At 65.9% G+C, this 10,870-nt stretch carries 11 protein-coding genes; 4 read left to right on the forward strand and 7 right to left on the reverse strand.

Annotation, left to right across the window (positions count from 1 at the left end):
* Positions 1-225: 225 nt before the first annotated feature.
* Complete coding sequence (locus AACX88_RS04810) at positions 226-1,179, reverse strand: cytochrome c oxidase assembly protein (protein ID WP_339391963.1); 954 nt, start codon at positions 1,177-1,179, stop codon at positions 226-228.
* Positions 1,180-1,483: 304 nt separating this feature from the next.
* Here AACX88_RS04810 and AACX88_RS04815 point away from each other — a divergent pair, with 304 nt between their 5' ends.
* Both AACX88_RS04815 and AACX88_RS04820 read left to right on the forward strand, forming a co-directional pair.
* Positions 1,484-2,053 (forward strand): hypothetical protein, encoded by a 570-nt coding sequence (locus AACX88_RS04815; protein ID WP_339391964.1) that lies wholly within the window; start codon positions 1,484-1,486, stop codon positions 2,051-2,053.
* A 290-nt stretch (positions 2,054-2,343) separates the two neighbouring features.
* Positions 2,344-2,913 carry a hypothetical protein gene (locus tag AACX88_RS04820; protein WP_339391965.1) on the forward strand — a complete coding sequence of 190 codons (570 nt, stop codon included), beginning with the start codon at positions 2,344-2,346 and terminating at the stop codon, positions 2,911-2,913.
* A 46-nt stretch (positions 2,914-2,959) separates the two neighbouring features.
* Here AACX88_RS04820 and AACX88_RS04825 read toward each other — a convergent pair whose 3' ends face one another.
* Positions 2,960-4,483, reverse strand: a complete 1,524-nt coding sequence (locus AACX88_RS04825; RefSeq protein ID WP_422614406.1) for a DHA2 family efflux MFS transporter permease subunit — start codon at positions 4,481-4,483, stop codon at positions 2,960-2,962.
* Positions 4,484-4,603: 120 nt separating this feature from the next.
* Between AACX88_RS04825 and AACX88_RS04830 the strand changes: the two genes are divergently transcribed.
* Positions 4,604-6,055: an NAD(P)-binding domain-containing protein gene (locus AACX88_RS04830; protein ID WP_339391966.1), complete on the forward strand. Its 1,452-nt coding sequence runs from the start codon at positions 4,604-4,606 to the stop codon at positions 6,053-6,055.
* Here the strand turns inward: AACX88_RS04830 and AACX88_RS04835 are convergent.
* Complete coding sequence (locus AACX88_RS04835) at positions 6,030-6,695, reverse strand: hypothetical protein (protein ID WP_339391967.1); 666 nt, start codon at positions 6,693-6,695, stop codon at positions 6,030-6,032. The two genes, AACX88_RS04830 and AACX88_RS04835, sit on opposite strands and share 26 nt — an antisense overlap.
* Before the next feature lie 225 nt (positions 6,696-6,920).
* On the opposite strand from AACX88_RS04835, the gene AACX88_RS04840 reads away from it, so the two are divergent.
* Positions 6,921-7,637, forward strand: coding sequence for a PIG-L deacetylase family protein (locus tag AACX88_RS04840; protein WP_339391968.1), 717 nt, complete (start codon positions 6,921-6,923; stop codon positions 7,635-7,637).
* Between the two features lie 283 nt (positions 7,638-7,920).
* Here AACX88_RS04840 and tpx read toward each other — a convergent pair whose 3' ends face one another.
* The 4 genes from tpx to AACX88_RS04860 form a co-directional block, all read right to left on the reverse strand.
* Entirely contained in the window at positions 7,921-8,421 is a 501-nt protein-coding gene (gene tpx, locus AACX88_RS04845; RefSeq protein WP_339391969.1) for a thiol peroxidase, read from the reverse strand.
* A gap of 86 nt (positions 8,422-8,507) precedes the next feature.
* Complete coding sequence (locus tag AACX88_RS04850) at positions 8,508-9,500, reverse strand: DUF368 domain-containing protein (RefSeq protein WP_339391970.1); 993 nt, start codon at positions 9,498-9,500, stop codon at positions 8,508-8,510.
* Positions 9,501-9,602: 102 nt separating this feature from the next.
* On the reverse strand, positions 9,603-10,118 hold the full coding sequence (locus AACX88_RS04855; protein WP_339391971.1) for a DinB family protein: 516 nt from the start codon (positions 10,116-10,118) through the stop codon (positions 9,603-9,605).
* A 98-nt stretch (positions 10,119-10,216) separates the two neighbouring features.
* The gene (locus tag AACX88_RS04860) at positions 10,217-10,588 is read right to left on the reverse strand and encodes a VOC family protein (RefSeq protein ID WP_339391972.1); all 372 of its coding nucleotides are present in this window, start codon (positions 10,586-10,588) and stop codon (positions 10,217-10,219) included.
* Positions 10,589-10,870: the final 282 nt, after the last annotated feature.

A 10,870-nucleotide genomic window follows, 5' to 3' on the forward strand; every position in this document is an offset into this window, starting at 1 on the left:
GACTGTGCTGATCTCTCCATTATACACTGTTTTAGAACTTGTCAAGCACTATTTTTGTTTTTTGTTCTACACAGAGAGGCAGTTTCGAGTGTGTTCGATTCTGAACTCAAGAATACTTGCCACCATCTCGGTCGAATAGCGTCGATTCTGCCGATCTGATCAGGAACGATGCGTCAACTCCGGGGACAGTCAGGCCCCGACCGACAGCCCGGATCGCAGGGTCGCTCAGACCTTCTCTTCGCCGTTGGCGAGACGTTTCAGGTACTCGTTGTAGGCGTCGAGTTCCTTGTCCCCGTGCAGAGCCACTTCGCGGTCGCGGATCGTGTTGTTCTTCGACTCCTGGCGGAACCACGTGATGAGGATGATCAGCAGGATGAGGACGGCGGGTCCTTCGCCGTAGGCCCAGGCGATGCCGCCGGCGAGTTTCTGGTCTTCCATCGGATCGATCCCCCAACCTGACGGGAGTTGGGCGAATTTGTCGACCAGCGGCAGTGCGGCCATCATGACGATGACGCCGAAGAACGCGTGCAGTCCAGCTTCCATGAACGAGTGGAAGATGCGGACGACGTGGGATTCGGGAACCGGGAGCGGGTCGGCGGGGATGAGAGTGGCGTTGAAGACGATACCCGTGAACAGCAGGACGAGTTCGAGGGCGATGTGGACGCCGACGCCCTGATTGAATACCCAGCTGGCTGCGTTGGAGAGGTAGAGGCCGTAGAAGAGCACGAGGAAGAGCGGCAGCGAGAAGAGAGGGTGGACCATGACCTTGCCCGGCCATGAGCGCAGACCGAAGATCGCAGTCTTGAGCAGCATCCGTCCCGGGAGATTGCGCGGAGTCGAGCGCAGGAGCAGGGTTCCCGGAGCGCCGAGGAGGAGCAGCGGTGGTACGGCCATCATCAAGGTCATCTGCTGGAACATGAAGACCGAGAACATCACCTGTCCGTAGCCTTCGATGGCCAGTCCCATGGTTGCGGCGAGCAGGACGCAGCCGAGGAGGAAGAGGATGCCGCGCCAGACGGGCCACGGGCGTCCGAGGACGGCGAGGCGGATCCAGCCTGCGATGTAGCCGACGGCGACGATTCCCGCGATGACCGGGATGACGGGGATGGGTTGGAGGTCGAAGCCGAGGAATGCACTCAGCGATGGGGCTTCGGTCGGGATCCACGTCAGGTCGGTCATTGCTCAGTCGGCACCAATCTTGCAGGGGCGCGCGCACATCTGCGGCGGTCACGGTCGGGGTCTGTCCTCGGACAAGATTACTCCTCCAGCATGTGTGGCTCGGCGACCGACTCGTGGGCAGGTTATCCACAGATTCAACTTCATCTGTTCTCAATCTCCGGGAACTCGCATAATGTGGAGCTCCCGGGCACCAACACTGAGACGGTGCCGGCATCACTGACCACAGAGGCGTGGAATGAGAACCGGAGTCGCTAGACCTGCTCGTCGACCCCTGCATCTTTTGCGAGCATGCACTGCGATCGTCATGGCCATCGCGGTGAGCGCGGCGTCGACCGCGTGCGGGGACAACTCTCCCGTGTCGGTGCCGACCTCCACTCTTCCGGGCCAGCAGCCTTCGCCCACCGAGGTCGCGCCGACGGTTCCCGAGTACACGACGGACCTCGACCTCAACGACGAAGAGAAGAAGGCCGTCGACGGTGCGTTGGTGGCGTTTGATGGATTTATCGAGTCAATCAACTCGGCCTACTCTGGACAGTTTCAGGCGGCTGAGAAGTTTCCCGAGTTCGCGAGCGGCGAAGCACTCAGTTCGATCACCGGCGAGGCTAAGTCAATCGAGTCAGGGGAAGCGGTGTTTGAAGGTGAGATTCAGCCACTGTCCGTCCAAGTCTCCAATGTCGAATCGGCTTCGGGTGAAAAGGTGCCAAACAAGGTCGTAGTTCTCTTTTGCGTAGACACCACGCAATGGAGTCTGACCGAAGCGGGTCAAGAGCCGACTGCAAACCCTGACGGTCAAGTCACCATGGAACACCAGATTAAGCGGAGTGGCGACAAGTGGAAGGTAGAAAAGCAGTCACTCTGGGAGCGAGCGTGCTGACCCTCAACCGAACACCATGCGGGCTTCTTTCGCTGATAGCGGCCGCGATTCTGATGCTCGTAGTTGCTCCAAGCCCGGCTCATGCTGGTCCCGGGTGCTCCATCGGAGACACCAGTAAATGTGATGTCGTGAAGCCACCTGGACCGCCTGGTGGCGGATCCGGCGGCGGCGGTTCCGGTGGAGGCGGTGGCTCTGGCGGGGGTGGCGGATCCGGCGGCGGCGGTTCCGGAGGCTCCGGTGGTGGCGGCGGCTCTGGCGGCGGCGGGGGCGGCAGTGGGCAGCCGGATTGTGTGTATGAGGAGCTCGGCTACATCTGCGCCGACCTCCCCGGACCTGGTCCCGGACCCGGCGGTGGAGGTGGAGCGCCTGTACGTCCCGAACCGCCTTCCGAGATCCCGGAGTCACAGTTCCAGACATTCGACATCCCCGCTCCGCAGATCAACGCATGGCCCAAGGACTGGGCCGTCATCGGCAAACCCGCGGCCTTCTGGACCGACGCCGATGTCAGCTACATCGACATGACCCTGCTCACCTACGCCGTGACCGTCAAAGTCACTCCGGAGAAGTACAACTGGGACTTCGGCGACGGCACCGGCGATACGACCACGGTCAAAGGCTCAAAACCGCGCCCCGGAGACAAACCTGCCATCGGCCACGACTTCCAAAAAGTCGGCCCGACGACGGTCGTCATGACGACCACGTTCTCAGGAGAGTTCTCCGTCGACGGCGGCCCCTGGATCCCCATCGACGGCTACGCCTATGTGGCGAGCAACGAACTCACGATCGACGTCTACCGCTACCACCGGTACCTCGTCGACGAAGACTGCCGAACCAACCCCCGCGGCCCTGACTGCAACTGACCCGTCGCCCCACCATCGAAACCGCGCCCGCCAGCACCAGCCACCCTCACGCCCCGGTGCGCGCCTTCGGCCGCTCGAAGAAGAGCACCGCGACGAACCCGATGAGGATGAGCGTCGCCGGCACCCACAGCGACTGCCCCATCGCGTGGGCGAAGCCCTCGGCGATCGCCGGAGGCATGCCGGAGCCGATCTCGGCGCTTCCCGCGACTCCTGAACCGGCGCTCATTCCCGCGCCCGCTTCACCACCGCCCATGCCACCGGTCATCCCGCTGGCATCGCCGATGTTCGCCTCCAACCGCGCTTCCATCGCCACGGCCATCGCCGCGCTGCCGAGCACCGCACCGACCTGACGCACCGTGTTGTAGACCCCTGACCCCGCCCCGGCGAAGCGCATGGGCAGGTTCCGCGTCGCCGTCGAACTGATCGGCGCCCACATGAACCCGTTGGCCACACCGAGCAGCAGCACCGGCGGCATGATCGCCCACGGCGAAGTGTCCGGCCCGAGCATCGCACCCAACCAGAACAGCGCCACCGAGAACGACGCGAGCCCGATGCCCGCGAGCACCCGCGGATTGCCCGTATCGACCATCCGCCCGACGAACGGCGCCAGCACCCCGGAGAGGATCGCCATCGGCGCCAGCAGCAGCGCCGCCTGCGTCGGCGAATACCCGAGCACGCTCTGCGCCCACAGCATGATCGGGAACGCCATCGACGTCACCCCGAACCCGACCGTCGTCATCGCGATGCACGCGAGCGTGAAGTTCCGGTCACGGAACAGCGAGAGGGGGACGAGCACCTCGGCGGTGGTGTGCTTCTGCCACAGCACGAACGCCACGAGGAACGCCACTCCCCCGCCGATGACGAACGGCACCGTGATCGGCCCGATGAGCGGCCCCCACTCCACCCCGTGCGCCTGCTGGATCCCATAGACGAGGAGGAACATCCCGCACGCCGAGAGCACCACACCGACCCAGTCGAAGCTGTGCGCATGCGTCTCCAGCTTCGGCACGAGCCGCCACGCCAGGACGAGGGCGATGAGGCCGACCGGGACGTTGACGAAGAAGATCCACTCCCAGCCGAACCCGTCGACGAGCAGCCCGCCGAGGATCGGCCCGACGAGCGTCGCGATGCCCGCCACCGCACCCCACAGCCCCATCGCCGGACCCCTGCGATCAGGCGGGAAGACCCGAGTGATCACCGCCATCGTCTGCGGCGTCATCGCCGCCGCCCCCAGCCCCTGGACGACGCGGGCGAGAATGAGCGCACCGACGCTCGTCGTCAGCCCGCACCACAGCGAACTCAGCGTGAAGACGACGAGCCCGACCATGTAGACCCGCTTCGGACCGAATTTGTCGCCGAGGCGGCCGGTGATGAGCAGCGGCACGACGTAAGCGAGCAGATACGCCGAGGTCACCCACACGACCGCGTTGATGTCGGCATCCAACGATTCCATGATGTCGGGCATCGCAACGGAGACGATCGTCGAATCGACGAGGATCATGAAGAAGCCGACGCACAGCGCCCACAGCGCACGCCACGGGTTCGCCGTGGTCTGAGAGGGAGAGTTCACTGCCTCATCCTCGACCTCTCCCGACGCCTCGTCAACTTACGCAGGCTCGTCGTCGACTCACACGAACTTCCCCGTCGACTCACACAGGAAAACCCCAAGGGTCCCTGAGAGACTGTCGCCATGGTTTGCCGACTCACCGAGTTGCTCGTCGATTCCCACTGGCCGGTCGTCATCATCGGCGCAGGTCAGGCCGGACTTTCGGCGGCCCACTACCTGTGGCGCGATGGACTCAAGCCGGGCCGGGACTTCATCGTCCTCGACGCCGGCGACGGTCCCGGAGGCGCGTGGCGACAGCGATGGGAATCACTGACCCTGGGCTCGACGAACCACATCGCCGACCTCCCCGGCTTCCCGCTGGGCACCCCCGACCCGTCCGTTCCCGCCTCCGCAGTCGTCACCGACTACTACTCCCGGTTCGAGAGGGAACTCGAACTCTGCGTCGTCCGTCCCGCCGAGGTGGCCACCGTGACCTCGGCCGAGCCCGGTACCGGTCCGCTGCAGATCACCGTCCGACTCGACGGCGAACGTGTTCACCTGACCAGCGACTTCATCATCAACGCGACCGGCACGTGGACCCACCCGTACGTCCCTTTCGTCCCCGGCATCGCCGAATTCGAGGGCCTGCAGCTGCACACCGCCCAGTTCCGCGAGGTCGAGGACTTCCGGGGACTGCGCACCCTCGTCGTCGGCGGCGGCATCTCCGCCACCCAGTTCCTCCTCCAGATCGCCGAGGTGACCGACACCCTGTGGGCCACCCGCCGCCCCCCGAACTTCACCTCCCGCGAATTCGACGGCAACTGGGGTCTCGAAGTCGAACGCGCCGTGCGCTCCCGCACCCTGGCCGGTCTGCCGCCGGCCAGCGTCGTGCGCACGACCGGGCTGCCGCTGCGCCGCGAATTCCTCGACGGCGTCGAATCCGGCGTCCTCGTCTCCCACGGCATGTTCGATGAGATCCTCCCCCACGGTGTGCACTTCCCCGCACGCCCCGCCGAGGGGACCGCCTCCTCCGAAGGGCTCGGGCCCTCCCAGAGCGACCACCTCGCCCTGCCGCAGTCCTGGCAGCCCTACCCCGAGGAACGCGTCGAGGAGGTCGACGTCATCTTCTGGAACACCGGGTTCCGGGCCGCACTCAACCACCTCGCTCCCCTGCATCTGCGCAGCCGTGCAGGCGGAATCGCCATGGACACCGAGGTGGCGGTGACGAACGACCAGCGCATCTTCCTCGTCGGCTACGGTTCGGCGAGTTCGACGGTCGGGGCCACCCGCGCCGGTCGCCTCGCCGCGCGCGAACTCCTCAAACGACTCGAAGCGACACGGTCACCCGGCAGCGATGAGACGGCACCGCGGGGCGGAGAGGGGTCGCAGGCCAGAGCGGCAGAACCGGACAACGCGGCACCGCAGGACGGGACGGGCTCGCGGGCAGCGGCGGCACCGCGGGACGACGCTGCACCACAGGACGGAACGGCACCGCAGGCAGAGGCGGGAGACGACAGCTCATCGGACGCGCGTCCTGTCGGGGCGACCCACAGTCCCGCCTCGGCGCCTCTCAGCTCAGTGTCGGCGGCGGAGTGAGCGCAGCTCCGCCGATCTGCACGGTCGGCAGCATCTGCGCGAAGACATCAGCCGTCGCCTGATCATCGCTTTTCACGACCAGCTCCACGGTGATCTTGAACAGCCGGCCTTCGACCTGGACGCCTGCCACGGCTCCGAAGATCGACGACTCGGTGGACTCGATCGCGCGAACATCACCAGCGCCGATCGTGCCGGTGAACGTCATGTACTCCCCGCCTGGCAGCGTCCCCGACGAACTCGACCGCAGCGTCGAACCCGAAGAGGCGAAGATCGTCCCTGTGCCCTCATCGACGATGTCACTCGGCGTGACGTCGTCGTTCTCGTAGCAGTTGACGGTCATGAGCGCACCGTTATTGCGTTCGTAGAGGCGATAGCCGTCATAGCCGATGGGCTGGTTCCACTCGTCGTCGATGGCCACGCTGATCGAGGTCGGACACGTCGGGCCGATATCGACGGCGACCTCGTCCATCCCCGGTGGCACCGTGGGGGCCGCCGCGCTCGGCGTCTGCCCATGCTTGCTGCCGACACCGACCTTGACCGGTGCCGAGTCTCCCTCGCTCGTACTCACCGTGAACGCCGAGCATCCTGCGGTCAGGAGACTCGTGAGAAGCAGCCCGGACAGCAGCAGTCGACGGGACATGGGCCTGCCTTCGCATCGGGTCGGAGGGACAGGTTCATCGTACGGCACGACTCATGGGCCGGAATTCCAGTCCCTTCTCGGCGAGGGACGACTCCGCAGGAGGGATTGCCGGGTGCGAAGGATGGCTCCGCGCGAGGGCCGGAACTTAGGTGCCGCCTCGGCGGGACCACGTTCTGGCCAGCACGAGGTATGGCGCGCGACCGAGGCGAGGCATAGGCTCAGACCATGGCTGATCTCCCGCTCTTCGACGATTCCGACCTCTCCCGCATCCTCTGCATCGTCGCCCATCCTGACGATATGGAGTACGGGGCGTCTGCCGCAGTGGCCAAATGGACGGGTGAGGGCAAGACCGTCGCCTACCTGCTCCTCACCCACGGCGAGGCCGGGATCAGGAACCTTCCCCCGGTCGAGGTCGGTCCCCTGCGGGCCGAAGAGCAGGCCTCAGCGTGCCGGATCGTCGGCGTCTCCGACCTCGAGATCCTCGACTTCCCCGACGGCCTGCTCGAACCCGACCAGGCGGTGCGGCATGCGATCGCCAAGCGGATCCGGGAGTTCCGGCCCGATGCCGTGATGATGACGAACTGGCGGCTGGAAGTCCCGTGGGGGCTCAACCACGTCGATCACCGGGCCGCCGGGGTCGCCGCGATCGATGCGATCAGGGACGCCGACAATCCGTGGCTGTTCACCGACCTCGGCAACGCGGGTCTCGCGGCATGGAAGGCCGAGAAGCTCCTCGTCACCGGCGCCCAGCCGACGAATGCGATCGAACTCAGCGCCGACGACGTCGCCAAGGGCGTCGAATCGCTCAAAGCGCACACGGTCTACCTCGAAGCCCTACCCGACCATCCCGACCCGAACGAGATGATCACCGACATCTGCTCGACCACGGGCAAGGAAGCCGGCGTCGCCTACGCGCTTCCGATCGAAGTCATCGACATGTGAGCTCGCGCGGTCGGGTTCACTCGCGCCGCCGGTTGCAGTGCCGGTTCCAGCGACGGCCGAGAGACGACGAAGGACCCGGCGGTCCGATGACCGCTGGGTCCTTCAAGTTCGTGCCGGCGTGTTCGTGGCGGGCGTGTTCGTGTCGAGCTGCCGTGGCCTCCGCGCAATCGTGACCGCCGAGGCAGGACCTCTCCGGTTCTGGGCGCCAGTCCTCACTGGGCGGGTACGGCAGTCCTCGCCCTGCCGAGGTCGTCAGCCCTCGCTCTGCTGAGGACGGCAGTCGTCACTCGCCGAGGGCGGCCACCGCTGCGTCGTAGTCGGGTTCGGTCGTGATCTCCTTGACGAGCTCTTCGTAGACGACCGTGCCGTTGGCGTCGAGGACGACCACGGCGCGGGCGAGCAGACCCGCCAGCGGACCGTCGACCATCGTCACTCCGTATTCCTTGCCGAAGGCGCTGCGGAAGCCGGAGGCGGTGACGACGTTCTCGATGCCCTCGGCACCGCAGAAGCGGGCCTGCGCGAAGGGCAGGTCGTTCGACACGCACACGACGGTGGTGTTCTCGAGTCCGGAGGCGAGTTCGTTGAACCGGCGTACCGAGGCGGCGCACACTCCGGTATCGACGCTCGGGAAGATGTTGAGCACCACACGGCTGTCGGCGAACTCCGAGGAGTTGACCTCGCCGAGGTCGTTGCCGACGAGCGTGTAGGCCGGAGCCTGGTCGCCGATGGCCGGGAGATCTCCGACGGTGTGGACGGGGGTGCCTTCGAGTGCTGTGGTCGCCATGCTTCGATCATTCCTTCATCTGAGGGTGATGCGGTCGACACTCACTCTACGTCAATCGGCGCGGCCCCACCCGTGCGTCCGCGTGCTCACTCGTGAGCCCGCTTGCCGGCGAAGCGGGACTCGATGATGACGAGGATGAGGACGACGACGGCACCGGCGAGAGCGAGCAGGATCGGCGCGAGGACCGGGTCGTAGGGGGCCAGCAGCCCACCCGCACCGTGCGGTTCGCCGTCGGCGCCCACCTCGGCGGCGGACTGCCACGGCCACAGCGCACGCAGTGAACCGAGCATGAGTCCGGCCATGATGAGCAGCGTCCACCAGCGGTGGTTGTGGAGGAAGTAGCGGAGGATGTTGACGAACACCGCGAGTCCGACGACGGCGCCGAGGCCGAAGACCGCGATGTAGACAAGGTCGCGCTCATCGACGGCGCGCAGCGTCGTCGTGTACATGCCCACGGCGAGAAGGAAGAACGATCCGGAGACGCCGGGGACGACGAGAGCACAGATCGCGATCGAGGCGACGAGGAAGACGGCGATGAGCGGCGGGTTCTCGACGTCGGCTCCCCCGGCGAGGCCCGTCATCCAGAAGGCCAGGGCGGCCGCGGCGAGAAACGCGAGGATGCCCAAGAGGATGGGCTGACGCGGAGTGCGTGCGGGCAGCATGCGCAGGGGCACCATGATGCTCGCGGCGACGAGGCCGAAGAAGAGCCCACGGGCGAGTTCCGGGTTGTTCGTGACGAACGCAGCCATGACGCCGGCGATGCTGAACACCGCGGTGGCCATGCCGAGGAGGACGGGGATGATGAGGAACCAGTCGGTACGGCGCAGCTCAGCAAGTGCGCCGGCGATCCGGTCGGGACCTGTGACGAGGGTCTTCGCGGCCTTGACAACGTGGGCGGCGGAGTCGATGAGTTCGTCGTAGACGCCGGTGACGAGCGCCACCGTGCCGCCGGAGACGCCGGGGACGAGTTCGGCCGAGCCGATGAGGAATCCGCGAACGAGGTCGAGGGGGATCCACGCCTTCGAGCGCGGCGTCGGCTCGTCGGTCGTGCTGGTTTCATGCGGGGCAGGAGAGGTCAAGGATCGCTTTCTCGTCCGGGAACAGGGCGTGAAGTGTCCCCTCTAGGGTCTCACAGGTCCCGCCCCCACGGCAGGCGATGTGAGCCGACGCACGGGCGCGGATCAGTCGCCGACCCTGCCGTCGATGCTCTCCCGGAGAAGGTCGGCGTGCCCGGCGTGGCGGGCATACTCCTCGATCATGTGGATGAGGACCCACCGGACGTTGAGTCGCTGACCATGATGTTTCCGGCTCAGCGGAGCGTCGAGGTCGTCGATGCCCTCGAGCACCGTGCGCGAGGCCGCGCACGCCGTCTCGAATCCTGCGATGAGGTCAGCGGGCGGAAGGTCTGCGGCGCTGTTGAAGTCCCAGTCGGGATCAGCCTTCCAGTCGACGTCCGTCCACGGGGCAGGCATCCCCTCCCCCGCGACACGGTCGAGGAACCAGAGGTTCTCCACGAAGGTGAGATGTCTGATGAGCCCGCCGAGCGTGAGGCTCGAGGCCGCGGCGGTGCGCCCCAGGTTCTCTGCGCTCAGACCGTCGACCTTCCGGCGCAGCACCTGCCGTTGATACTCGAGGAAGTCGACGAGACCCTCGCGTTCGTTCGGTCTCGGCCGCGGATCATCGAGCGGCAGGCTCATCGGGACTCCTCTGTTCTCTCATGTTGCGTCGGGGTTCTCGTCATTGGTTCCGACTCTCTCCTGCACTGCTCCGACGACAGATCAATTCCGTCGGCGTCTCAGTTCTGCTTCCGACGGCCGATGTCGAAGACGTAGCCCTCGGGATCTTTGAGCGTCGTCCATTCGATGCCGTACTCATCGAACGACCCGACCTTCGTCGCCCCGAGTGCGATCGCCCGGTCGACGTCGGCCGGGTAGTTCGGATCGTCGAGGTCGATGTGGAGCGGGTTCTTCGTCTCGACGTGGTCATCGACCTTGAGGAAGAGCATGCCCGGAGTCGGCGACTGCCCCGAGTGGACTCCGCCGATGCTCGCGACGAACTCGTTTGCGCCCTCGTCGAGGTCCGCGCCGAGGAGTTCGGCCCAGAACAGCGACTGGGTTTCGACGTCGAGGCAGTCGAACGTGATGCTCAGGGACTGAAGCGATGCCATACGGTTCCTTTCGGTTCGGCGTTGCCGTCGGCACCTCGGGACTGCCGTCAGCGCCTCGGTGCTGCCGTCAACGACTCAACGCTGCGGTCAAGGTCTCGGCGTCATCGTCGGCGAGTGTCGGCTTGTGGTGCTGGGGATCACTCTAGACTGCGGCACTGACGTAGAGAATGTTAAGGACGGGAGTCCGGTGTGACCCCGGCCCTGACTGCCCCACTCGCGTGGTGTCTTTCTCGTGATCTGTCCACCGACTCTCGTCATGACCCCCCAGCCGGACGGGACATG

It is taken from the genome of Brevibacterium metallidurans (assembly GCF_037101285.1).
Lineage (GTDB): Bacteria > Actinomycetota > Actinomycetes > Actinomycetales > Brevibacteriaceae > Brevibacterium > Brevibacterium metallidurans.